Annotated in this window: 22 protein-coding genes; 7 read left to right on the top strand and 15 right to left on the bottom strand. The window is 59.4% G+C overall.

From position 1 onward, the window contains the following. Positions 1–2 precede the first annotated feature (2 nt). Entirely contained in the window at positions 3–932 is a 930-nt protein-coding gene (locus tag BUB69_RS02220) for a magnesium transporter CorA family protein (RefSeq protein WP_073162074.1), read from the top strand. An 81-nt stretch (positions 933–1013) separates the two neighbouring features. On the opposite strand, the gene BUB69_RS02215 is transcribed toward BUB69_RS02220, so the two are convergent. The 5 genes from BUB69_RS02215 to lexA all read right to left on the bottom strand — a co-directional run bounded on the left by BUB69_RS02215 (position 1014) and on the right by lexA (position 7691). After that, positions 1014–1865 (bottom strand): urea carboxylase-associated family protein, encoded by an 852-nt coding sequence (locus tag BUB69_RS02215; protein WP_073162073.1) that lies wholly within the window; start codon positions 1863–1865, stop codon positions 1014–1016. A 73-nt stretch (positions 1866–1938) separates the two neighbouring features. Next, the gene (locus BUB69_RS02210) at positions 1939–5043 is read right to left on the bottom strand and encodes an error-prone DNA polymerase (protein WP_217654455.1); all 3105 of its coding nucleotides are present in this window, start codon (positions 5041–5043) and stop codon (positions 1939–1941) included. Further along, a complete protein-coding gene (locus tag BUB69_RS02205; RefSeq protein ID WP_073162072.1) occupies positions 5031–6446 on the bottom strand; it encodes a Y-family DNA polymerase in 1416 nt (471 codons plus the stop codon). Before BUB69_RS02205 ends, BUB69_RS02210 begins: the two co-directional genes overlap by 13 nt. 7 nt (positions 6447–6453) lie before the next feature. Continuing rightward, positions 6454–7074, bottom strand: a complete 621-nt coding sequence (gene imuA / locus BUB69_RS02200; protein WP_073162071.1) for a translesion DNA synthesis-associated protein ImuA — start codon at positions 7072–7074, stop codon at positions 6454–6456. Continuing rightward, entirely contained in the window at positions 7074–7691 is a 618-nt protein-coding gene (gene lexA, locus BUB69_RS02195) for a transcriptional repressor LexA (RefSeq protein ID WP_084537022.1), read from the bottom strand. Before lexA ends, imuA begins: the two co-directional genes overlap by 1 nt. A gap of 59 nt (positions 7692–7750) precedes the next feature. On the opposite strand from lexA, the gene BUB69_RS28770 reads away from it, so the two are divergent. Then, complete coding sequence (locus tag BUB69_RS28770; RefSeq protein WP_175561630.1) at positions 7751–7894, top strand: hypothetical protein; 144 nt, start codon at positions 7751–7753, stop codon at positions 7892–7894. Further along, the gene (locus BUB69_RS02190; RefSeq protein ID WP_073162070.1) at positions 7891–8886 is read left to right on the top strand and encodes an aldo/keto reductase; all 996 of its coding nucleotides are present in this window, start codon (positions 7891–7893) and stop codon (positions 8884–8886) included. Before BUB69_RS28770 ends, BUB69_RS02190 begins: the two co-directional genes overlap by 4 nt. 100 nt (positions 8887–8986) lie before the next feature. On the opposite strand, the gene BUB69_RS02185 is transcribed toward BUB69_RS02190, so the two are convergent. Next, positions 8987–9673, bottom strand: a complete 687-nt coding sequence (locus BUB69_RS02185; RefSeq protein WP_073162069.1) for a hypothetical protein — start codon at positions 9671–9673, stop codon at positions 8987–8989. A gap of 497 nt (positions 9674–10170) precedes the next feature. Between BUB69_RS02185 and BUB69_RS02180 the strand changes: the two genes are divergently transcribed. Genes BUB69_RS02180 through BUB69_RS02170 form a run of 3 tightly spaced genes read left to right on the top strand, consistent with a single transcriptional unit; the run spans position 10171 to position 12740 of the window. After that, entirely contained in the window at positions 10171–11181 is a 1011-nt protein-coding gene (locus BUB69_RS02180) for an aliphatic sulfonate ABC transporter substrate-binding protein (RefSeq protein ID WP_073162068.1), read from the top strand. Then, positions 11178–12023: an ABC transporter permease gene (locus BUB69_RS02175; protein WP_073162067.1), complete on the top strand. Its 846-nt coding sequence runs from the start codon at positions 11178–11180 to the stop codon at positions 12021–12023. Before BUB69_RS02180 ends, BUB69_RS02175 begins: the two co-directional genes overlap by 4 nt. A 3-nt stretch (positions 12024–12026) precedes the next feature. Next, positions 12027–12740, top strand: a complete 714-nt coding sequence (locus tag BUB69_RS02170) for an ABC transporter ATP-binding protein (protein ID WP_073162066.1) — start codon at positions 12027–12029, stop codon at positions 12738–12740. A 24-nt stretch (positions 12741–12764) separates the two neighbouring features. Here the strand turns inward: BUB69_RS02170 and BUB69_RS02165 are convergent, their stop codons facing one another. Beyond that, positions 12765–13844 carry a polyamine ABC transporter substrate-binding protein gene (locus BUB69_RS02165; RefSeq protein WP_073162065.1) on the bottom strand — a complete coding sequence of 360 codons (1080 nt, stop codon included), beginning with the start codon at positions 13842–13844 and terminating at the stop codon, positions 12765–12767. A gap of 339 nt (positions 13845–14183) precedes the next feature. On the opposite strand from BUB69_RS02165, the gene BUB69_RS02160 reads away from it, so the two are divergent. After that, the gene (locus BUB69_RS02160; protein WP_073162064.1) at positions 14184–14444 is read left to right on the top strand and encodes a DUF1652 domain-containing protein; all 261 of its coding nucleotides are present in this window, start codon (positions 14184–14186) and stop codon (positions 14442–14444) included. Positions 14445–14455: 11 nt separating this feature from the next. Here BUB69_RS02160 and BUB69_RS02155 read toward each other — a convergent pair whose 3' ends face one another. The 8 genes from BUB69_RS02155 to BUB69_RS02120 all read right to left on the bottom strand — a co-directional run bounded on the left by BUB69_RS02155 (position 14456) and on the right by BUB69_RS02120 (position 22629). Next, positions 14456–16948 (bottom strand): UvrD-helicase domain-containing protein, encoded by a 2493-nt coding sequence (locus tag BUB69_RS02155; RefSeq protein WP_175561629.1) that lies wholly within the window; start codon positions 16946–16948, stop codon positions 14456–14458. A 129-nt stretch (positions 16949–17077) separates the two neighbouring features. Continuing rightward, positions 17078–17998 carry a 2-dehydro-3-deoxygluconokinase gene (gene kdgK / locus BUB69_RS02150; protein ID WP_073162063.1) on the bottom strand — a complete coding sequence of 307 codons (921 nt, stop codon included), beginning with the start codon at positions 17996–17998 and terminating at the stop codon, positions 17078–17080. Positions 17999–18026: 28 nt separating this feature from the next. Continuing rightward, on the bottom strand, positions 18027–19232 hold the full coding sequence (locus BUB69_RS02145; protein WP_073162062.1) for an amino acid deaminase: 1206 nt from the start codon (positions 19230–19232) through the stop codon (positions 18027–18029). Between the two features lie 24 nt (positions 19233–19256). Then, entirely contained in the window at positions 19257–20039 is a 783-nt protein-coding gene (locus tag BUB69_RS02140) for an IclR family transcriptional regulator (RefSeq protein ID WP_073162061.1), read from the bottom strand. 56 nt (positions 20040–20095) lie between these two features. After that, the gene (locus tag BUB69_RS02135; protein WP_024688498.1) at positions 20096–20482 is read right to left on the bottom strand and encodes a RidA family protein; all 387 of its coding nucleotides are present in this window, start codon (positions 20480–20482) and stop codon (positions 20096–20098) included. Between the two features lie 24 nt (positions 20483–20506). Beyond that, complete coding sequence (locus BUB69_RS02130) at positions 20507–21298, bottom strand: amino acid ABC transporter ATP-binding protein (RefSeq protein ID WP_073162060.1); 792 nt, start codon at positions 21296–21298, stop codon at positions 20507–20509. Then, a complete protein-coding gene (locus BUB69_RS02125; protein ID WP_073162059.1) occupies positions 21295–21957 on the bottom strand; it encodes an amino acid ABC transporter permease in 663 nt (220 codons plus the stop codon). The genes BUB69_RS02130 and BUB69_RS02125 overlap by 4 nt, the downstream gene beginning before the upstream one ends. A gap of 9 nt (positions 21958–21966) precedes the next feature. Continuing rightward, on the bottom strand, positions 21967–22629 hold the full coding sequence (locus BUB69_RS02120; protein ID WP_073162058.1) for an amino acid ABC transporter permease: 663 nt from the start codon (positions 22627–22629) through the stop codon (positions 21967–21969). Positions 22630–22660: the final 31 nt, after the last annotated feature.

The following is a 22660-nucleotide window of genomic DNA, read 5'->3' as shown; positions in this document are numbered from 1 at the left end:
CGATGATCAAAGGCCTGAAACTCGATGCAAACCGCCTGCAAGCCTGTGACCCACAAACCGCTCAGGTGCTGTGGTTCAGCAAACCGGACGCCAGCGAGCGCACGCTGCTGGCGGAGCGTTTTCATCTGGATGAGCATGCCGTGGCATCCGCATTGGACCCGGATGAAATCTCGCGCATCGAGTTTCACCCCGATGCGTTGTTTCTGATCTGGAAGCGGCCCGAGAACTATTCGGGCCAGGACAGTTTTTCGTTTGATGTTTCGTCATTCGGCGTCTTGCTCAAACAGGATCAGTTGCTGTTGATCTGCGACGACGACCAGCCACTGACGTCACTGGTGACGCAACGCCCCCTGGAACAGCCGCTGGATATCCTGCTGGAAATGCTGTTCAACAACATCCATCACTATCTGGGCCACTTGAAGGTGATCAAGATGGTGGCGCGCGAACTGCAGCAGAAATTTAATTCATCGCTGGAAAACCGCCATTTGCTGCAGATGTTCAACCTTAGCGAAAGCCTGGTGTATTACATCAACGCGATCCACAGCAACGGCACGGTCCTCACCCGCCTGCGCAATCATGCGCAGGGCAAACAGTATGGCAGCGCCAGCCTGGCGTTGATCGACGACATGATCATCGAGAACGACCAGTGCTACAAACAGGCTGAAATCTACTCGACGGTCTTTGCCGGGCTGATGGATGCACGGGGCAACCTGGTCAACAACAGCACCAACACCCTGCTGCGCAAGCTGACCCTGATCAATGTGGTCTTCCTGCCGCTGAACCTCATCGCCGGGATCGGCGGCATGTCGGAATTCAGCATGATGACCGCCCCGCTGCAGTGGTGGGTCAGCTATCCCGCATTGCTGGTCGCCATGCTGGGTATGGGCGCTGCGATGATCTGGGGATTGCGCAGGATGGCGCGCTCGGCGTGATGCAAGCCGCCTCCCACAAGTTCTCGATCCATCATCAAGGGGCGTGTGATCAGATAAGGCGCCGCCCAGGACGCCAGAAATCTAGATCTCCCATTCAGCCTTGGCGATCTGCAGACCATGCAGCCCGTTGTACGCTGCGCGCTGTGGGGACTGCCAGCCTTCCAGCAGGGACGCTTGCAGGTCATAGATTTCCACACCCAACGGCCTGCATACGCTTAACGGATCCTGGGCATCCGGCCCCCACATCGGCAGCGACAGGTCACCGCCCGGGCAGGTCGACAAGGCGCACAGCAGATCGATTTCGGCGAAGAATTCAAGATAGTCCCCCTGCTGCGCCGGGCAAGCCTTCATGAAGTACATGTCGTCATGGTTGAGCCCGGTGCACTGGAAGATGTTCAACACGTCGTGCACATCGAATTCGGTCAGGCCGTAGGGCAGCACCGCGCGTGTCAGGTTCGAATGGCAATGATGATGGAAGTCCTCGCCGGTCAGCATCTTGTTGACGTAGGGGTCGCAGCGCGTCCCCAGCAGGTCATGCAGTCGCCCGCCGTGCTCGTCGATGCCGTAACTGGCCAGACTGTCGTCAGTGATGGTGACCATGGGGCGCAGGAATGGCAGGTTCGACCAGAGCCGGTCGTGAGTGCTGACATGAGCGCCCTGCAACTGACGGGTTCTGGCCGCCCACAGCCGTTCGCGGGGATCATTGGCGTTCCAGACGTTGAAATCACCCACCTGCGGGCCGACCGGTGTGGTGACGCGAAACACTTGCCCGGCCTTGACCTTCCAGGCGCGACCGGTGCGGATCGGCACTTCGAACTGCTCGACCAGTGTGCGCTGCTGCGCATTGGCGCGGATGCGCTCGTAAAAGGCCGTATCAACCTGCAGTGCGGCACCTTTGCTCACCTGATAAGCGGCTGGATAGTCTTTGTACATGCAAGGCCTCTCGTGGACAGAATGGGAAGGCGTTCAATGCTGCAAATTGCGAGCCTGTTTCGCGCCCCTGCGCTTACTGGAAATCCCGGCTGCGCACATCCAGCCCGGTCAGCAACGGCGTCAGGTCATACAACCGCTGGGCGATCAGATGCCTGACACCACTCTTGGACTCCAGACGCCCGAACACTTGCAGCAACTGTGAACCGACCAGCACTTTACGCTGACGCTCGGCCAGGTCGCGCCAGACAACGACATTGACCATCCCGAATTCGTCTTCCAGGGTCACAAAGGTCACGCCACTGGCCGTGCCGGGGCGCTGCCGGCCGATGACCAGTCCTGCCACGCTAAGGGTTCGGTCATTCTCCAGGGTGAGCAAATCCTGCGAACTGCGAAAGCGCCTGGCGGCCAGTTGGCGACGCAGCAAGGCCAACGGGTGCGGCCCCAACGTGGTGCCCAACGTGGCGTAGTCGGCGACCAGATCCTCGGCCACGGTGGGCAGCGGCAGCGTGACCTGATGTTCTTCACTGGGCAGATCATCAAACAAGGGCCGCTGGGCTTCTACACCGGCCACTTCCCAACGTGCCCGATGCCGATGGCCGATCAGGCCACGCAATGCACCGGAATCGGCCAGAGACTCAGCAGCGCGGTGGTCGAGCCCGGCGCGAATCGTCAGGTCAGTGGCATCGACGAACGCACGAGTCGCTCTGGCGCTTTCGATACGCAGCGCATCTTCTTCCCGAAAGCCGCGCACCATGCGCATCCCTAGACGAATCGCCAGATTGCGCCTGTAGTCGGGATGCTCGATGGGTTCCAGTGAACAATCCCAGTCGCTGTACCGCACATCCACCGGGCGGATTTCAATGTGATGGCGGCGTGCGTCCTGCAACAGTTGATCCGGGCTGTAAAAGCCCATGGGCCAACTGTTGATCAAGGCGCAGGTGAAGGCCGCCGGCTCATGACACTTGAGCCAGCAACTGGCGTAGGTCAACAAAGCAAAGCTGGCGGCGTGGGACTCGGGGAAGCCGTAACTGCCGAAGCCCTTGATCTGCTCGAAAATGCGATCAGCGAAGGCCTGCTCGTAACCGTTCTTCAACATGCCTTTGGTCAGGCGCTCGCGATGCGGTTCAAGCCCGCCGTGGCGTTTCCAGGCCGCCATGGAACGACGCAACTGATCAGCCTCGCCGGGCGTGTAGTCGGCAGCGATGATCGCCACTTCCATGACCTGTTCCTGAAACAGCGGTACGCCGAGGGTACGTTCGAACACTTTTTCAAGCGCTGGCGGATAGCTAATCGCCTCTTCACCGTTACGCCTGCGCAGATACGGATGGACCATATCGCCCTGAATCGGCCCCGGCCGGACGATGGCCACCTCGATCACCAGATCGTAAAACTTCTCGGGCCTGAGGCGCGGCAGCATGGCCATCTGTGCCCGTGACTCGATCTGGAACACGCCGATGGTGTCGGCGCGACTGATCATGTCGTAGGTCGGGCGATCATCGGCCTCGATGCTCGCCAGCGTCCACTGCTTGCCGCGATGCAAGTGCACCAGATCGAAGGTCCTGCGCAGCGCGCTGAGCATGCCCAGGGCCAGGATATCGACCTTCAACAGGCCGACCAGATCAAGGTCGTCCTTGTCCCACTGAATGATGGTGCGGTCAGCCATGGCCGCGTTCTCCACCGGTACCAATGTGTCCAGGGGATGCTCGGAAATCACGAAACCGCCAGGATGCTGCGAGAGATGCCGAGGAAAACCGATCAATTCGTCCGTCAGGGCCAGCACTCGTTTGAGCATCGGCGCTTCGGGGTCGAGGCCGTATTCGCGCAGGCGTTCAGGGGACGGCAGCGTGTCGCTCCAGCGACTGAAGGCATCGGCCAGTGCGTTGATTTGATCAGGCGGCAGGCCCAGCACCCTGGCCACGTCGCGCATCGCGCCGGAGCCGTGATAAGTGCTGGCCACGGCGGTAAGCGCTGCCCTGCCCCGGCCATAGCGCCGGAACACGTACTGAATGACTTCCTCGCGGCGGTCATGCTCGAAATCCACGTCGATGTCAGGCGGTTCATTGCGCTCTTTGGAGATGAACCGTTCGAACAGCAGGTTGCTCGTTTCCGGGTTCAGCTCAGTGATCCCCAGCGCATAACACACCACCGAATTGGCCGCAGACCCTCGTCCCTGGCAGAGAATGTGCTGGCGGCGGGCAAAATCGACGATGTCGTGAACAGTCAGAAAGTAGCTGTCGAACTTCATCTCCGCGATCAGCGCCAGCTCCTTCTCGACCTGCTCACGGGTCGAGTCGCGCAGGCCGTCGGGCCAGCGCTTGCGTACGCCACGCTCGGTCAGCTCGCGTAGCCAGGACGACGGGGTCTGGCCTTTGGGGACCAGTTCCTGGGGGTATTCGTACTTCAAGTCTTTCAGGTCGAACGAACAGCGCTGGGCAACACGCACCGATTCTGCCAGCAGCCAGTCAGGGTAGAGCTCGGCAAGCGCGTCTTTGGTGCGCAAGTGACGCTCGCCGTTGGCAAATAATCGGTGTCCGGCCTCGGTCACGGTGGTGTGATGGCGGATCGCAGTCATGGTGTCCTGCAAGGCGCGTCGTCCACGGGCATGCATGTGCACGTCGCCGCAGGCCACAGCCGGAATGTTCAGGGCGTTCGCCAGCGCCAGCAGATCAGCGAGGCGCTGCTCGTCATCCGGCCCACGATGCAGTTCGACGCCCAGCCAGAGGCGTTCGGCGAAGCGGCCACACAGCCAGCGTCCTTGCTCCAGACAGGCTTGAACGTCGCCATCGATGTCTGGCAGCCAGATGGCCAGCAAACCGCTGGACGATACCTCGATGTCATCGCGCAGCAGCCGGTATTCGCCCTTTTTGGCGCGACGCCGAGCCACGGTGATGATTCGGCACAGTGCCTGGTAGCCGATCAGGTCTTCCACCAGCAGCACGACCTTGGGCCCGTTCTCAATCTGCATCTCGCTGCCGACGATCAGGGGCAAACCGCTGTCCTTCGAGGCCTGCCACGCCCGTATGATACCGGCCAGCGTGCATTCATCGGTGATCGCCAGCGCTGCGTAACCATGCCGTTCAGCCCGCTGAAACAGCTCTTGGGCACTCGACGCGCCTCGCTGGAAGCTGAAGTTCGACAGGCAATGCAGCTCTGCGTAATCGGTGTTCACGCGAACCATCCGTGCAGCAGCAGCTCGCCATTTTCGCCCACTGTGCGATAGGCCCATCCGCGCTGACCGCTCAGGGTCTCCACCCGATAGTAATCACGACGCACATCGCCGCCGTCCCACCAGCCAGACTCGATGCGCTCAGGACCGGCCACGATTCGGGCAGTATGTGCGGGCAATGCCTGCGGCTGATGCAGCAGCCAGCCCGGACGGGCATGGACGCTTGTGGTCGCGGCTGCCTTGCTTTCAGCTGTCGGCTGCCAGGCACATTCGGGCCGATGGTCGGCAAGCGCGCGCAGACCGTTGACCGACTCGTCACCCAGTCGTGCCCGCAGGCGTTCGCGCAGTTGTTCCCATGGCAAGGTCTGATGCTCTCGCTCATCGAACAATGTTCGGTGTGTGGGAACGAAATCCGGCAAGTCCCGAGCCAGCAAGCGAACCGCACGGACCGGAGAGGCCACCAGCACCTGCTCCAGCCTGCCACGTGCCAGTTCAAACAGCATCGCAGCGTCACGTTCGGCACTGAGCAGGCCGACCTGCACGACGGTATCCGGTCCGTCGACATGCTCAAGATGCAGGGCGAATCGCTGCACGCCACTGTCGCGTCCCGTCAGGAAAACCGCCAGATCGGCGATCAGGCGCTTGAGCGGGAACAGCAAGGCCTGATGCGATTCGACGTCGAAATTCAATTCGATGCGCAGTTCGAAAAAGTCCGGCGGCAGATAGCATTCCAGGGCCACCGGCCGCTCGCCCAGCAGTGTGTCGAGATGCTGCAGAACACTGACCGGAAAACGCCGCGCCAGGGTGTCGCGCGGCAAGGCCAGCACCTGGCGGACATTGCGCAGGCCCATGCGGGTAAACGCCGTTGCCACTTCACGCCCAAGGCCGATACGGTCAACAGGCATCTGCTCAAGGGTGCGACGCAGAGCGTGCGGGCAATCGATGCTCAGGCCATCGTGCATGTTGGCCAGCATGCGCGCGGCCACCGGGTTGGGTGCCACAACAATGCGATGACAAAAGCCAAGCCCGGTCAGCTCTTCGCGCAACCTTGCCTCGAACACCGGCCATGGCCCGAACAGCTTCAGGCTGGACTCGATTTCCATCAGCAGAACGCGAGGATATTTGAGGCTGACGTTGGAGCTGAAACCATAGGCCCAGGCTGCCAGTAATTGCTGCAAGCGTTCGGTTTCGGACGGATCATGGGCGACCATCGTAAAACCCGACACCAACGCCTGCGCCGCACTGAGCGACTGTCCGGCGCGCAGACCCAGGGTTCGCGCGGCCGGATTAACGGCCTGCAACACCCGACGTTGCGCGCTGCCGCTGATCAAGGCCAGTGGCTCATCCGGATCGGTATGGCGGCGCATGACGCCGTCGAGTGCCAGTTGCGGCAGCAAGACACAGGCCCACAGCATAAGAACCTCAAGCGTCGGTCGGGAATGGAATCGGCAAGGCGGGAGCAAGCCCGCCACGGCATTTGAGCACCCGCAATTGTGCGGGACGGGTATCGACAGCAATGCGCAGCGCAGCGGGCGAAGGATTGGCAGCGGCCTGCTGAGGCCGACAGGCAAAAGCCAGGGTCTGTCCGGTTTCGGCAGCCACCTGCAGGCGACGCAACGCACGGTCATCGACCATACCGGGCCAGCACACCACAGCCCCACAACTGCCGGAGCGCAGGCATTGCTCGGTGGCCCACAAGGCGTCCTTGCTGCTGGCATTGATCAAGGTCATCTGTCGCAGATCGACCCCGGCAGCCAGCCAGGCCTGCGGGTACGGCAGATACGGCGGCGCGACCAGTACGATGCGCTCACCGATGCCGGACAGCCGCGCCAGGCTGGGCCATATCAGGCGCAACTCGCCACTGCCATTGGCGGGGATCAGGATTTCAGTCAGTGCGGCAGGCGGCCACCCGCCAGTGGGCAGGACGCTGTCGAGCAAGGCATGGCCGCTGGGCTGCGGGCTGGCCTGCGGCGCTGACTGCTGACGCCCTTTCCAGACCCTGCGCTCATCCAGCAGGCTGTCCAGGCTGACGACGGCGCCCATCATTCGCGCCGGACCAGACCGCAGAACACACCTTCAATGGCGAAGTCCTGATCCGGCGTTACGAGAATGGGCTGGTAAGCCGGGTTGCGTGGCAGCAACTGCAGCCCGTCGGCGCTGTGACGCAACCGCTTGATGGTGACTTCACCGTCCAGACGGGCGACGACAATCTGACCGTCGCTGGCCAGCGGGTTGCGATGCACGCCGACCAGATCGCCATCGAGAATGCCGTCCTCGATCATGGAATCCCCCTGCACCCTCAGCAGGTAGTCCGGTACGCGGGTGAAGGTGCCCCGATCCAGATGCAGGGTGGCGTGCACATCGAGATCCGGCCCGATGGGCGCACCGGCAGCGACGCGACCCAGTACGGGGATTTCCAGCAGCTCTGGCCGCGAGGCGTTCTGCACCAGACGAATGCCGCGTGCCTGGTGGGGCACGACTTCGATCAGCCCGGCCTCGGTCAGGGCCACAATGTGTTTGCGCGCCACGCTTCGCGAGGCAAAACCGAAAGCCTCGGAGATTTCTGCCAGGCTCGGCGATTGCCCTTGCTGCGCGATGCGATCGCGGATGAAGGTCAGGATGGCGCTACGGCGGGGAGTTAATATGCTCATGGAGTACATTTGTACTCTTTTGCGTTTTTGCTGACTAGTGCGTTTTGTCGGATCAGGAGTGCGGGCTCATGAAACTTGTCATGCATATAACGGCCAGCACGGATGACTGTTTAGATAATCCGAACAGTCAAATCAGAAACACCCGGTTTATTGCGCAAGACAAAGAGCAGAAACTGACCCGGTCTTTTTATCTCAAGGAGAAATCACCGTGATCACACGTCAACTCGGCAAACAAGGTCCCAAGGTTTCCGCCATGGGTCTGGGCTGCATGGGGATGTCGGATTTCTACACCACAGGGATCGATGAACAGGAGTCTGTGGCAACCCTGCATCGCGCACTGGACCTGGGCGTCACCTTTTTCGACACCGCTGACATGTACGGCCCGCACACCAACGAATCGCTTCTCGGCAGAGCATTACAGGGCAAGCGTGAGGGCATTTATCTGGCCAGCAAGTTCGGCATCCTGCGCAGCGCCGATCCCCACGCCCGTGGTGTCGACGGGCGGCCCGAATACATTCGTCAGTCCATCGACGGCAGTCTCAAGCGTCTGAACACCGATTATCTGGACCTCTACTATCAGCACCGCATAGACCCGAACGTGCCAATCGAAGACACCATCGGCGCCATGGCCGAGCTGGTCAAGGCTGGCAAGGTGCGTCATATCGGCATTTGCGAGGCCAGTGCCGCAACCATCGACCGCGCCCACAAGGTGCATCCATTGGCGGCTGTACAGAGCGAATATTCGCTGTGGTCGCGTGACCCGGAGCACGATGACGTACTCGCCACCTGCCGGCGTCTGGGCATTGCGTTCGTGGCCTACAGCCCGTTGGGACGAGGGTTTCTGACTGGCGAACTGCGCACTCCGGACGACTTTTCCGCAGACGACTATCGTCGTTTCAGCCCACGCTTTCAGGGTGAGAACTTCAATCGCAATCTGATCCTGGTGGAAAAGGTCAAAGCGCTGGCGGCAACAAAAGGCATCAGCGCTTCACAACTGGCACTGGCCTGGGTGCTGGCACAAGGCGACGAGATCATCCCGATTCCTGGCACCAAACAGCGAAAGTACCTGGAAAGCAACGTGGCGGCAGCCTCAGTCACCCTGAGCGAGGATGAGCTGGCACAGCTGGATGCGATATTCCCCGCCGAGGGCGCTGTGGCAGGTGAGCGTTACGGAGCGGAGTCGATGAAGTTTCTCAACGGTTGACTGGATGGGTTTGATCGCCCTCATCAGACATCGTCAAACCTGCTGAAGAAAAACGCATTGAATTCAATGTATTCAGCAGGTTACCGCCTCAACCTCAGCCTCAGGTCGACTGCGGACACGCTTCGGTCCCATTGTTGAGGCCCTGCTTGTGATTCTGGTATTCCAGCGTGGCCTTGCCATCGACCCACTTCAAGGTCACGACCACCACCGAGTCAAAATCATCGCCTTCCCAGTCATTGACCAGCTTCACATCCTTGCCGGACGCTTCCTTGGCCACCTTGTTGATCAGCTCAGGCAGATAACCATGGGACCAGGCGGTGTAAATGATCGCGTTATGGTACTTGTCGTGCATCAACTCGTCGGCCAGGTCGCTGGTGTCATTGGCACCGAAGTCGATATTGATCGGCAGGCCCAGCTTGATTGCACTCGGGCCAACCGTCATCAGGGGCCTAACGTAGCTGTAAGAAAGATCACCATCACCCTCTTCCACATGTCGGCTCGGGTTGGCGGCGAAGATGAAGTCGGCCTTGCCAAATTCCTTGGGCAGCAGTTCGGACAGCTCGATGGCGCGATTGAGCCCCTGACAGTTCAGCTGGCCAAGACCCATCGAAGGTTTTTCCGCATGACGCAGAAATACCAGCGTCTGGGTGCCGTTTTTCGGGTCGGCGTACACGCCTTTGCCCATGGAAAACAACAGCACGGCTGAGGCCATCAAAATCGTAGGAAGAGAAATCCATGCGATGCGCCGCTTAAGTCGGCTGCTCGAAGACAGGTTTGGAATATTCATTATTTTCTGAGTCCGGTACGCGGTTTACGCGGTTAAGGGAGAAGTCAGCGTGTCGCTGCTGCGAATGCGCTTGCCTTAGCGGGTTCGCGACCCTTTTTTGTCCCTGCGGATCAGTCGAATGCGTGCCCCTTGATCACGGATAAAGACTAGTTCGGTAATGTTTCGGAATGAAGAATACGGACGATAGGAGTCCCAAAAAGCGTTTGTGTTGCATAAAGGCCGCAAAAAACCTGAATGTTTCTCAGTAAAGCGGTCCGCCAATGGATGCTTTTGACCCAGACCACACTGTTGATTCAGCAACAGCTTCTCGACAGCACTGTACTCCTGAAAACAGTGCCTGCGACTTCAGTTCACCCCAAACCGCGCAGAACATCCCCTCAGAGGCATCTGGCACAGAGCCTGCATATTCCCTTTTATGCGCTTATTACCTATTCAACCGCTGAATTGGAAATAAAAACCAGTGGTTACTCCCTCACTCTGATCCGGATCATCTACCCATGCTACTACCTCGCTTTGCGCTCCGCCTGCAGACATCCCGCGTGCTTGCAAAATGGTTGCTGACCAGCTTCACACTGGCTTTCACGCTGCAGACCGGCGCTCAGGCCGCTGAAGCCTTGCCCGCCGAAGTACGCCTCGATTACGCCTATTACTCGCCGGTGAGCCTTGCGCTGAAGCATTTCGGCTGGCTGGAGCAGGCGCTGCCCCAATCGAAAGTGACCTGGGTATTGAGTCAAGGCAGCAACCGCTCCCTGGAATACCTCAACAGCGGCAGTGTCGACTTCGCCTCCTCGGCCAGTCTGTCGGCGGTATTGGCGCGGGCCAACGGTAGCCCGATCAAATCGGTATACGTCTACAGCCGGGCAGAATGGACTGCCTTTGTGGTGCGCAAGGATTCGCCGCTCCAGTCGGTTGCAGACCTGAAAGGCAAGAAGATCGCAGCAACCAAAGGCACTGACCCTTACCTGTTTACTCTGCGCGCCCTGCAACAGGCCGGTCTGAAAAAAGATGATGTGGAACTGCTTCATCTGCAGCACCCGGATGGCCGCATTGCGCTGGAAAAAGGCGATGTGGACGCGTGGGCTGGACTGGATCCGCACATGGCTGCCAGTCAGATCCAGGCAGGCTCGCGCCTGCTCTATCGCAATAAGGATTTCAACAGTTACGGCGTGCTTAGCGTCACCGAGTCGTACGCCAAGGAGCATCCGCAAGCGATAAAAACCGTACTGACGGCTTACGAAAAAGCACGCGACTGGGCAGTGAAGAATCCTGAAGAGCTTGCCAGCCTGCTGGCCAAGGAGTCCGGTCTGCCTCTGGAAGTGGCCAGGCTGCAACTGTCGCGTACGGACCTGAGCAACCCGCAACTGAGCACCAGGGATGTCGAGTCCTCCAAGGCGGCTGCGCCGATCCTGGTCTCCGAGGAACTGGTACGCAAAGGCGTGAACGTCGAGCAGGTCGTCGATCAGTTGATTACTCCTGACTTCTCGGCCTCTGTGATCACTCGGCCATGAACAGCGCACGCAAGACGCTCGAGCACGCGCAGCCTGCCCTGTTGACTGCGTCGAAACGCGGTGTGTGGGACCGTTATAAAACGTCAGGTAAAGGGTTGGTATTACCAGCACTGATCGTGGTGTTGCTCGAGTTCGTTGTGCGCATCGGCTGGCTGCCGTCCTATCAAATGCCGGCGCCCAGCGAGATCGTACTGACCCTCTACAACCTGGCCGATGGCGCGTTGTGGAAACACATCAGTGCCAGCCTGATGCGTGTGCTCAGTGGCTTTGCAATCGGTGCGAGCCTGGCACTGGTATTCGCCGCCTGGGTGGGCCTCAGCCGTGAGGCCGAGGCCTATCTGGAGCCTACATTCGCCGGGCTGCGCTCGATTCCGAGCCTGGCCTGGGTACCACTTCTGTTGCTGTGGCTGGGCATCGGCGAAACGTCCAAGATCGTGCTGATTGCCATTGGTGCATTCTTCCCGGTCTACCTCAATGGCGTGGCAGCCATTCGCGGCATTGATCGCAAGCTGGTGGAAGTCGGTCAGATGTACGGCTTCAGCCGCTATCGGCTGACACGCCGGATTCTGCTGCCTGCCGCCCTGCCCGGCCTGTTCACCGGGTTGCGCAGCGGCATGAGCCTGGCCTGGATGTTTCTGGTGGCTGCCGAGCTGATCGCCGCGACAAAAGGTCTGGGCTACCTGTTGAGTGATGGACGTGAAACCTCGCGCCCGGACATCGTTCTGGCGGCCATTGTCGTGCTGGCGACCCTGGGCAAGCTGAGCGACGGCCTGCTGGCCGGACTGGAAAAACGTTTTTTGAGCTGGCGCGATGCATTCAATGGCCAGAGCCGGGAGAGTTGATTGATGACAGCGTCATTGATGGATATTCGCGTCGCACACAAGGCGTTTGCCGAGAGTACGGTCTTGCAGGACATTGACCTGTCATTGCGACCAGGAGAAATTGTCAGCCTGCTCGGCCCGAGCGGCTGTGGCAAAAGCACGCTGCTCAGGATTGCCGCAGGCCTTGAGCGTGATTTCAAGGGCGAGGTCAACAGGTTGCACGGTGAGGTGGCGTTTGTGTTTCAGGAGCCACGCCTGATGCCGTGGCTGAGCGTGGCGCACAATATCGGCTTGAGCGACGACCAGCACTTTGATCGGCACTGGGTCGGGCAATTGATTGAAGAGGTGGGCCTGTCCGGCTTTGCCGACGCATTGCCCAAGGCGCTGTCAGGCGGCATGGCTCAACGCGTGGCGATTGCTCGCGGTCTGTATTCGCATCCCGGTGTGCTGCTGCTGGATGAGCCGTTCAGTGCCGTGGATGCCTTCACGCGCATGAAGCTGCAGGACCTGCTGCTGCAACTGGCTCGACATCACGCCATCACGCTGTTGCTGGTCACGCATGATGTCGACGAAGCGCTTTACCTGAGCGACCGCGTACTGGTGATGGGCACACGCCCCGGCAGAATCGTCCATGAGCTGTCGGTGGATTTGCCCGCGCCCCGAGACCGCCGCAATCCGCTACTGGCCCATCTCAAGGCCCAGGCGCTGACTGAATTGCAGCAGGCACATTTGATTTAAGAATCCAGCGGTTTGAAAGATCCATTATTTGCCGGCCTTGATCGAGTTCCAGATCCCTGCGCGCAACTGATCGATCTTGACCGAGACCGGGGCCATGGCAAACAGGCGGTCGAGCATGTCGGCATCAGGGTAGACGTCGGTGTCGCTCCACAGCCCTGGCTTGATCAGGGCATCAGCCTTCTCGTTGCCATTGGCGTAATGCACGACATTGGTGATGCCGGCGATGACGTCCGGACGCAGCAGATAATTCAGGAATGCATACGCAGCCTTGGGGTTCGGCGCATCTTCGGGAATGGCGACCATGTCGAACCACATCGGAGCGCCTTCTTTAGGCACAACATAGTTGATCGCAATGGCCGGACCCGTCTGCGCTGCTTGCTCCTGAGCCTGTGAAATGTCACCGGAATACCCCACCGCCACGCAAATCTTACCTGTTGCCAGATCGGCGATGTACTGCGAGGAGCTGAAGTCACGAACATAGGGGCGCACGCTGCTCAGTACGGCCTGGGCCCGGACATAGTCTTCAGGCTTTTCACTATGAGGATCAAGGCCCAGGTAATTCAGGGTGATCGGCAGCATGGCCGGCGCGCTGTCGATAATCGCAACGCCGCACTGGGCAAGCTTTTTGATGGTTTCAGGCTTAAGGATCAGGTCCCAGGAATTGAGCGGCGCATCTTTACCCAGCGCGGCCTTGACCATCGCGACGTTATAGCCGATCCCGGTGCTGCCCCACAGGTAGGGAAACCCATGCTGGTTGCCCGGATCGCTGTTATCCAGAGCCTTGAGCAACACCGGATTGAGGTTTTTCCAGTTGGGAAGCTGACGCTTGTCGAGGGTTTTGAGTAGCCCCTTCTCGATCTGTCGCCCCATGAAGTGAACCGAGGGAAACACCACGTCATAGCCGGAGTGGCCCGTTGTCAGCTTCGTGTTGAGCTCTTCGTTGGTTTCGTAAGTTTTATAGGAGGCCTTGTAGCCTGAGGCCGTCTCGAAATTTTTTAACGTGTCCGGCGCAATGTAGTCGGTCCAGTTATAGATATTGACCGTTTCCGCTGCATGGCTGGTGGACGCCAGCAACATCAGTGCAGCAAGGGAAGCTTTAAGCATTGTTGTTTCCTCAGGTCAATATCGACAGCTTGCCTCAGTCCATGTCAGGGCTACAAGGCCTGCAGGAAAGCACCCAAGGAATAGCCGATTTTGACGCAGATCAAACAATTGAAAAATTCTTCCCACGTCATAAAAAATTTTTCCAGCAATGCGTTGTCGGGTGCTATTTTTAGTCCTTGTCAGACCGTTCGGATAACACCGTAGGAAAGCAAAGTGATCAGGCGAGGACTCGCATCCGTGACACGTCTGTCAAATGGGCTTTTGCAGGGTTCATCTCGGTCGGTCTTCCTACCCTTTGGAGCGAAGGAAGTGCTCGATTGAAACAGGTGGGCCATCGCTATGAACAAAGTCACGTTTCCCAACGCCTGCCAACTGATGCGCTGGCATTTCCATCCAGTAGGCTTTGAAGCCACCATGGACGCCCCCAGCAGCATGATTGCCCGACTGTTTGATCGCGCCAGTGGCGAGACGGTTCTGGCCATCGCCGGACTGCCCTGCGCTACGGTGATGAATGCTGCGGATGTCGAGCGGATCATCGAAGCCATTGAAGCCGAGCTGGAGTTGTTCGGCGCCAATGTCCCGGTGGCCAGTTTTTCATGAAGCGCCTTCGCTCATTCTGCCTGTGATGGCCTGCGCAGGTCCTCGAAGAATGGCTTGTCAGCCGGCACTCGATCCGAGGCCTTGGGTGTATGCGGGTTATCCCCACCACTCGCGCTCTCGTCGAGATACCAGTAACAGTGGCGGGCAGCACGCGTGATGGCGACATACGCCAGGCGCAACACTTCATCCTTCTGCGCTGTATCGTAAGGCTGCAGATCATTCGCCTCACCCAAGGATGCCAGGCGATACACCTGGTTCTTGTAAGGTGACACGGTCAGGTGCTGACAATCACCCAGCAGAAACACTGCATCAGCCTGTAATCCCTTGGAGCTGTGATAGGTCAGTGTTTTGATGCGACGCCCCTGAGACCCTTGCATTGAATCCGCATCGATCAAGGCTTGCAGGCGTGGAGAAAAGCGGGTTTTTTCGCTGCTTTTTCGATACAGCAGCAAAATTGAGTCGCCATCATCGTAATGTTCGGCAATACGCTCGGCCAGTTCATCTTCATCGCGATTCAGCACCCTCACCGGTAACAACTCTTGAGGCGCGCCGCTGGCTCGTGCCTTCTTGCCAGGAATCGCAGGGGCCGCACGGACAATATGCTCGGCAGCATCAATGATGTGCTGATGGCTGCGATAGTTTTCACTGAGCATGACTTTAGTGGTCGCAGGCGACGAGAACTCCTTGGCGAACTCCATGAAGTACTTTGGCGAGCTGCCGCGCCAGCCATAAATGGATTGCCAGTCATCCCCCACACACAGCAGTGAGGAGCGCTGGGCGATGCGTCCGGCATGCATGGCCGGACCACGCCGACGAATCTCACGCAGGCACGCGCGGATCCAGGAGACGATCTGTGGCGAGACGTCCTGAAACTCATCGATCATCAGGTGAGACAAAGGGCGCAGTACGGGGTCACTGACGTGCCTGAGGTTTTCCGGCGAGGTTTCGCCAAACAACGCGAACATGCGGTTGTACGTCATGACCGGCGGCGACTGTGCCAGCAGGTGCTGCTCGAAGGCTTTCCAGAACAGGCTGAGCGCCTCAAAGAAGAATCGATCGGGGTCATCGCTGGCAAAACTCATCTCGGCCACAGCGCCTGGCACGTCCAGCCCCAGGTTCTCGATAAAGCTTGCCGCCGTCACGAAACAATCCAGCAACGGTGCGGCGCCCAGCTCGCCCTTGACCCGATAATCGAAACCCGGCCCGGCGACGGCAGATCCGGCCAGGGACTGCATCACCTTGCTCGCGGATTCGTAGTTATCCATCCATATCAATGGCTTACTGCAGAAAGCTTGAAACAGGGTGCGCTTTATGACGCCCTCTGCCCACACCGGTAACTTGGCACCGGGACGCTTCAGTTGCTGATCTTCACGGGAGTCCAGCCCCAGCACCACCCAGGCATCCAGCTCGGCGATGTAACCGTGAAAATGAAAGGGAAAGCCATTTATTTCAACCACTTGGCGCATAGGTTCAATGCCGTTTATAGGCCAGGCCTTTGCACGTATCCACAGATCCTCGACCGTATCGCACCACTCTTCATCCCGTTTCGAGGAAAGCTCGGTCACCGCCGCGCGCTTCTGAACATCAGGATGATCACGATCCAGCTCCTTGAGTTGCAAGGCGTGGCGATACAACGGTGCCATGACCTCTCGGAAGCGCTCATTGCTGGCGTAGAGGTCGCGATAGCAGAGGTTCATCTGGTGGCGCTGAGCGTCGTTGATACGCAGATCGAATGGGTTGCTGTCGGCATCCTCTTGCGCAGGCGCCTGACTGTCCAGCGTCTCAAAGGCCCGCAACTGTTCAAACCCTGGCAAGCTGCGTACCAGCGGCAGAATGCGCGAATGGAACGTGCGCACCACGTCCCGCGCCTGCTTCTGGCTCAAGGCATGCCCCCACAGCGCCATGATGTCGATCAGCTTGTTGATGAAGTCCTTGCGTGACTCGCGCGTGAAGGTCACGACCGTCATCGCGTCCAGCTCATACCCAAGATAGTGATGCAGCAGCAGAATACGCAGCACCAACGAGGTGGATTTGCCCGCACCGGCGCCCGCGATCACATAAGTGGATGGTGTGTCGCTGAAGATCATTTTCCACTGCGCCGCACTCGGCTGGGCATGCGCGGGAAGTTTTTCGGCGACGTCATTCTTGATGCGCTTTTTCAGCTCGGGCGTCAGGGCCAAACGCCAGTCATCGAACAAATGGTCGTCCACTTTCGGCCCGCGGTGCCTGGCAGGCCGCGTGTCGCTGATCACCATCACCTGACGGCCTTGTTCCTGACCATCCAGATAGCCGTCGGCATAACCTTCCCTGACACCTTCGATGTGCCCGTTCAGATAGCCATCAGCATGCCCTTGAAACCACGAAGGTGTGTGCTGCGCACCCAGCCCGGTCAGGCTGCGGCCTATCAGCCGCGATAACAGCCGCCTGAAGAACGGCAGTTGCCGGGGTGGATTGAGGTCGACATCCAGGTCAGGAGGAAGCGCAGAAGGCAGGTCGTCGGGCACGCAGACTCCAGTCGTAGGCTCATGGGCATAAAGGATGCCTATGGTGGCCGGATTTTTGGTCGGGTTCCAGCGAAATGCTTTGCGGTCAGTGCGTTAGCCGATCAACTGCATGTAATGCGGTAAATGCCATTACTGCGGCATCACGGCCTTTGGCACCAGCGCGCCCGGATGCTGAATGACGATACCGGCCAGTCGATGCCCCGCTTCGGCCGCCTGCTGCGGGTGTTCGCCCTTGAGTCGAGCCGCCAGATATGCGGCGCTGAAAGAATCACCGGCGGCGGTGGTGTCCACCACGCGCTCGACTTTCTGCGTCGGGATCTCGAAACGCTTGCCACCGGTTTCCACCAGACAGCTCCGGGCACCGCGCTTGATGACGATTTCATCGATACCACGCTCTCGGTAGGCCGCCAGCAACTCCTCGGTGCTGGTGTAACCATAGAGCGCCTGCTCATCGTCTTCGGTCAGCAACGCTAGGTCCACATGCGCCAGACACGCCAGATACGCTTCGCGCGCCTGCTCCACGCTGGTCCATAACCTGGGCCGGTAGTTATTGTCGAACGCAACCTTGGCACCTCGCGAGCGGGCCTTGGCAAGCATCGTCAGCAGGCGCGAGCGACCTTCGGCACCCAGCACCGCCAGGGTGATGCCGCTGAAGTACAGCACGTCGTAGCTGGTCAATGCCGCAAGAATCGGTTCGGCGGCAGGCGTCATGAAACAATCGCGCACGGCAGCCTCGTTGCGCCAGTACAGAAACCGCCGCTCGCCACTGGCATCGGTCTGAATGCAATAAAGACCCGGCAGACGTCCGGGCAAGCGCTGCACCTTGCCCAGACCGATGCCCTCTTGCGACCAGACCTTGCACATGGCATCGCTGAAGCTGTCGTCACCCAGTGCCGTCACGTAATCCACCTGCCCGCTGCCTAGCAAGCGCGCCAGATAGACCGCTGTGTTCAAGGTATCCCCGCCGAAGCTCTGACGCAGGCTGCCGTCGGCATGCTGCTGCAATTCGATCATGCATTCGCCGATCAAGGCGACACGTGGAAGGCTCATGTGGCGGTCACTCCTCTGAACGCGAGACTCAGAAATACGTGCTGAAGGGCTCGATCACCCGCAGGTCATCATCCACCAGACAACCTGAACGCCACTTGTCGAAGGTGAGACATGGATGCGACGTGCCAAACGCGATGATGTCGCCGACCTTCAGCTCGCAACCGGGTGCAACGGTCATGAACGCGTGCTGATCCATGACAGCCGTCACCGTGCAGGCGCTGACATCATCACCGCTGGCGGGCAATACGCCTGCCTGGTAACGGCGCAAGGGTGTCGGCAATCCGGCATCGTAGGCCACGTCGCGCTTACCCATGGCGATGACGGCAAAGCCCGGCTCGGGCATGGACTGCACGTGTGCCCAGACTTCCAGCGCCGGACGTAACGCCTCACTCAGCTCGGCACGCCGATCCAGCACGCAGCATTGCGCATCCTTGTAGATGCCATGGTCGTGCACCACATAACTGCCGGGGCGCAGCACACTGAGAAAACGCTCCCGCACTGCCTGCGCGTCGAACGCTTCGGCAATCAGGTCATACCAGGCTGAACCCGAGGCGGTGACAATCGGGCGGTCCAGCGCGAATGCGTGCTTGTCCTGCAATTCGACCGCCACACGCACCATCGAAGCGGCGAAAGCCTTGATCCCGCTGATCGCGTGATCCCCATGAATCACGCCTTCGTAACCCTCGATGCCCGTCAGCGCCAGTCCCGGTTGGGCCAGAACGGCATCTGCCAGCGCCAGGACCTCGGCCTCGGTGCGACAGCCACAGCGCCCGCCCGGCACGCCGTATTCGATCATCACGTTCAAACGCAGTCCGCGCTCAGCGAAAAATGTGCCCAGTGCGGCGACATTGTCCGGGTGATCGACCATGCAGTGGAACTCGAAAGTCGAATCCGCCAGCAGCCCGGCAATCAGTGCCATGTTGGGCTGGCCGACCAGTTGGTTAGCCATCAGGATGCGTCTTACGCCATGGGCATACGCGGCCTGGGTCTGCACGGCAGTCGCCAGCGTCATGCCCCAAGCGCCCTCTTCGATCTGACGCCGGAACAGTGCAGGCACCATGCTGGTTTTGCCGTGGGGTGCCAGTTCCGCGCCGCTGTTGGTCACGAAGGTCTGCATCCAGCGAATGTTGTGGTCCAGCGCCGACTGGTGGATGACCAGCGCGGGCAGGCTTACATCGCTGACCAGATTGTCTCCCGGCTGGGCGAAACCCTTATCGATGACGGCAATGCTCATCAGTAATCTCCTGCTGAATCCAAGTTATTCGTTGATTCGACGCGCCAGGCCGTTGGCACTGTCGATCAGTACCCGGCGATAGTCGCTGTAGTGGGTCCTGGCATCGGCGCGTGGCGCAACGATGCACAGGGTCGCAATACATTGGCCCTGTTCGTTCTTGACGGGTGCGGCAAAACAATGGGTGAAGGTGTCGGCCACGCTGTCGAAAGAAAAGAAGCCTTCCTCACCCGCTTTGCGGATCTCGCTCAGGAAGGTGTCCAGCGGCAGACGCTCGCCACCCGGCAAAATGAAGTCTTCCGGGTCGATCAAATCGACAATCTCCTGATCACTGAGATGACTGAGCAACAAACGCCCGGAAGCCGTCCAGGGAATCGGCGCGTTTTCGCCGATGTCGGAGGAAATCCGGAAGTGTCGCTCACCCTCTTTCATCAGTGCCACGGTGTATTTACGCCCGTTGAGCAGACACATTTGCGCCGTTTCGCGGGTCTGGCTGACGATATCTCCCAGGCAGAGCTCGGCCTCGCGAGTGAAGTCAAAATGGCGCAAGTGCGCCTGGCCCAGAAAATACAACTGACGACCGAGGTAGACGTGCCCGTCCCTGCCAACCGGTTCCAGAATCCGCCGTTCCAGCAGCGAGGCCACCAGTTCGTACACCGTCGACTTCGGACTGCCGATGCCGCTGGCAATTTCGTTGGGCCGCATGGGCGTGGCTTTTTCCTTGAGAAAATCGAGGATGTCGAACGCCCGATCCAGCCCACGGGCGCGGCGCTTGATGGTGTCTTCGCTCGCTTGAATCACATCGGTCATTTGCTGCTATCCATAGTGTTGAGCCGCCAGCGCAAACCGACGGCAAACCAGAGCCGCTACTTCTGCCGATAGGCGATGCAGTCGATCTCGACTTTGCAGTCCACCATCATGTTGGCCTGCACACAAGCACGCGCAGGAGCGTGTTCGGGGGTGAAGTATTCGCCGAAGACCTTGTTGAAGCTCCAGAAGTCTCGTGGATCCTCCAGCCACACGCCCACCCGAATGACGTCCTTGAGCTCATAACCGGCCTCATCAAGGATCGCGATCAGGTTGCGCAGGGTCTGGTGCGTCTGCTCGACGATGCCACCAACAATGATCTCGCCATCCACCGCCGGGACCTGCCCGGACACGTGTAGCCAGCCATCGGCTTCGACCGCACGGGCGAATGGACGGGGCTGACCGCCTCCAGCAGTGCTGCCAGCACCATAACGGGTAATGCTCATGGGGGTTCTCCTTCTTGAAACGTATTAAAACCGGATGTTTTTGAGAAATTCGCTCAGACGTGTCGATTTGGGTTGCTCGAACAATGTCTTGGGCGGGCCCTGTTCTTCGATACGGCCCTGATTCATGAACACGATCTGATCAGACACTTCATAAGCGAAACGCATTTCATGCGTCACCAGCAACATGGTCATGCCTTCTTCCGCCAGGTCCTTGATGACATTCAGCACTTCACCGACCAACTCCGGGTCCAGCGCCGACGTCACCTCATCGAACAGCATCAGGCTCGGGTTCATGGCGATGGCGCGGGCAATCGCCACCCGCTGTTGCTGCCCACCCGACAACTGGCCTGGAAAATGATCGCGCCTGGACAACAGACCGACCCGATCCAGCCACTTCTCGGCCAGCGCCACCGCCTGATCCTTGGGCATCTTCTTGACCTTGAGCAGCCCCAACGTGACATTCTGCAAGGCACTCAAATGCGGAAACAGGTTGAATTGCTGGAACGCCATGCCGGTCATCGCCCTGTGCTGGGCGATGAGTCGCTCCGGATGGCGGGTACGCTTGCCGTTGATGTCGCTGTACCCAATATCCTGGCCTTCCAGGCGGATATGCCCGCCCTGAAACTCTTCCAGCAGGTTGACGCAGCGCAGCAGCGTGGTCTTGCCTGAGCCGCTGGAGCCGATCAGGGTCACGACGTTACCTTTCTGCATGCGCAGATCGACGCCCTTGAGCACTTCGACAGTGCCATAGGATTTGTGCAGCCCCTCAATGCTGAGCAACGCAGGCGCAAGGGCTTTGGATTGAGTCAGTGTCATGGCAAGGCCACCCGTTTTTCGATGTATCGCCCAAGCAGCTCGATGGCGTAGTTGATGATAAAGAACAGAAAACCCGCGAACAGATAGAACTCCAGGGTCATGAAGGTCCGGGCGATCACCTGTTGGGTGCTGAGCAGCAATTCGGCGACGCCGATCACTGACAGCAAGGTCGAGGCCTTGACGATTTCGGTCGAGGAATTGACCCAGGTCGGCAGGATCTGACGCATGGCCTGCGGCAACAGTACGTACCGTAACGACTGGCCGAACCGCAGACCGATCGCCTTGCCCGCCTCCATCTGCCCACGCGGAATTGCCTGCAGGGCGCCGCGTACGATTTCCGACACGTGCGAGCCGCAAAAAAGCGTCAGCCCCAGCGCACCGGCCTGAAAGGCACTGATCTGCCAACCCAGCGCCGGCACCATATAGAACACCGCGAGCACCAGCACAAACACAGGCGTGCCGCGAATCAAATCCACATACAGGCGAATCGGCAGACGAGCAAAGAATCCGCCATAGGTCAGCACAAGACCGGCCAGCATGCCGATCAAGGTCCCAAGCACAATGGCCAGTGCCGAGCACTGAAGGCTGGTCAGAAAACCCGACAACAGCACCTCACGGGCATTCCACACTTCCTGCAGCCAGCCAGGGGGTTGATACATGACGGCCTCCTAGCGGCGAATCGCCAGACGTTGTTCGAGAATGCGCAGCAACAGGGCAATCGCGTAGCAGGCCACGACGTAGAGTGCCGTGGTCACGAGCCAGGTTTCGATCACCCGGTAGCTTTCGACGTTGATCTTGCGCGCGTAATAGGTCAGCTCCGGCACCGCAATGGCAGCGGCCAGCGACGTATCCTTAAACAGCGAAATGAAGTTATTGGAGAGCGCAGGCAGCACATTGCGTAGCATCACCGGCACCACGATGTACGCCCTCACCTGCCATTCACCCAGACCAATGGCCAGGCCCGCTTCGCGCTGACCTTTGTGGATGCTCAGCAGACCGGCACGAAACACCTCAGTCAGATAAGCGCCCGCGTAGAGCGACAGCGTGATTACAAACGACGGCAGTTTGTCCAGGCGGATGCCCAGACTGGGCAGCGCGAAGTAGATCAACAGAATCAACACCAGAATCGGCGTATTGCGCACCACCGTGACGTAGATCGACGCCACGATGCGCAGCGCCTTATAACGCGACAACAGCGCAAAAGCGTTCATCAGACCGATCACGCAGCCAATGGCAATCGAGATCAAGGCCAGTTCCAGCCCAAGCCCTAGACCGGCCAACAGACTGGGAAAATCGCGCCAGACGGCATCAAAATTCAACTGATAGTTCATGGTTGCCTGTACCCGGCAGGGTGAGCACAAG

The sequence above is a fragment of the Pseudomonas asturiensis genome, assembly GCF_900143095.1.
Classification (GTDB): Bacteria; Pseudomonadota; Gammaproteobacteria; order Pseudomonadales; family Pseudomonadaceae; genus Aquipseudomonas; species Aquipseudomonas asturiensis.
The sequence above is the reverse complement of the archived record's forward strand: the minus strand, read 5'-3'. Positions and strand labels throughout refer to the sequence as shown.

What these genes read in the sequence shown, in the direction of transcription:
- BUB69_RS02220 (WP_073162074.1), top strand. Translation starts at nt 3, where the DNA reads ATGATCAAAGGCCTGAAACTCGATGCAAACCGCCTGCAAGCCTGTGAC.
- BUB69_RS02215 (WP_073162073.1), bottom strand. Translation starts at nt 1,865, where the DNA reads ATGTACAAAGACTATCCAGCCGCTTATCAGGTGAGCAAAGGTGCCGCA.
- BUB69_RS02210 (WP_217654455.1), bottom strand. Translation starts at nt 5,043, where the DNA reads ATGGTTCGCGTGAACACCGATTACGCAGAGCTGCATTGCCTGTCGAAC.
- BUB69_RS02205 (WP_073162072.1), bottom strand. Translation starts at nt 6,446, where the DNA reads ATGCTGTGGGCCTGTGTCTTGCTGCCGCAACTGGCACTCGACGGCGTC.
- imuA (WP_073162071.1), bottom strand. Translation starts at nt 7,074, where the DNA reads ATGGGCGCCGTCGTCAGCCTGGACAGCCTGCTGGATGAGCGCAGGGTC.
- lexA (WP_084537022.1), bottom strand. Translation starts at nt 7,691, where the DNA reads ATGTACTCCATGAGCATATTAACTCCCCGCCGTAGCGCCATCCTGACC.
- BUB69_RS28770 (WP_175561630.1), top strand. Translation starts at nt 7,751, where the DNA reads ATGAAACTTGTCATGCATATAACGGCCAGCACGGATGACTGTTTAGAT.
- BUB69_RS02185 (WP_073162069.1), bottom strand. Translation starts at nt 9,673, where the DNA reads ATGAATATTCCAAACCTGTCTTCGAGCAGCCGACTTAAGCGGCGCATC.
- BUB69_RS02180 (WP_073162068.1), top strand. Translation starts at nt 10,171, where the DNA reads ATGCTACTACCTCGCTTTGCGCTCCGCCTGCAGACATCCCGCGTGCTT.
- BUB69_RS02175 (WP_073162067.1), top strand. Translation starts at nt 11,178, where the DNA reads ATGAACAGCGCACGCAAGACGCTCGAGCACGCGCAGCCTGCCCTGTTG.
- BUB69_RS02170 (WP_073162066.1), top strand. Translation starts at nt 12,027, where the DNA reads ATGACAGCGTCATTGATGGATATTCGCGTCGCACACAAGGCGTTTGCC.
- BUB69_RS02165 (WP_073162065.1), bottom strand. Translation starts at nt 13,844, where the DNA reads ATGCTTAAAGCTTCCCTTGCTGCACTGATGTTGCTGGCGTCCACCAGC.
- BUB69_RS02160 (WP_073162064.1), top strand. Translation starts at nt 14,184, where the DNA reads ATGAACAAAGTCACGTTTCCCAACGCCTGCCAACTGATGCGCTGGCAT.
- kdgK (WP_073162063.1), bottom strand. Translation starts at nt 17,998, where the DNA reads ATGAGCCTTCCACGTGTCGCCTTGATCGGCGAATGCATGATCGAATTG.
- BUB69_RS02145 (WP_073162062.1), bottom strand. Translation starts at nt 19,232, where the DNA reads ATGAGCATTGCCGTCATCGATAAGGGTTTCGCCCAGCCGGGAGACAAT.
- BUB69_RS02140 (WP_073162061.1), bottom strand. Translation starts at nt 20,039, where the DNA reads ATGACCGATGTGATTCAAGCGAGCGAAGACACCATCAAGCGCCGCGCC.
- BUB69_RS02135 (WP_024688498.1), bottom strand. Translation starts at nt 20,482, where the DNA reads ATGAGCATTACCCGTTATGGTGCTGGCAGCACTGCTGGAGGCGGTCAG.
- BUB69_RS02130 (WP_073162060.1), bottom strand. Translation starts at nt 21,298, where the DNA reads ATGACACTGACTCAATCCAAAGCCCTTGCGCCTGCGTTGCTCAGCATT.
- BUB69_RS02125 (WP_073162059.1), bottom strand. Translation starts at nt 21,957, where the DNA reads ATGTATCAACCCCCTGGCTGGCTGCAGGAAGTGTGGAATGCCCGTGAG.
- BUB69_RS02120 (WP_073162058.1), bottom strand. Translation starts at nt 22,629, where the DNA reads ATGAACTATCAGTTGAATTTTGATGCCGTCTGGCGCGATTTTCCCAGT.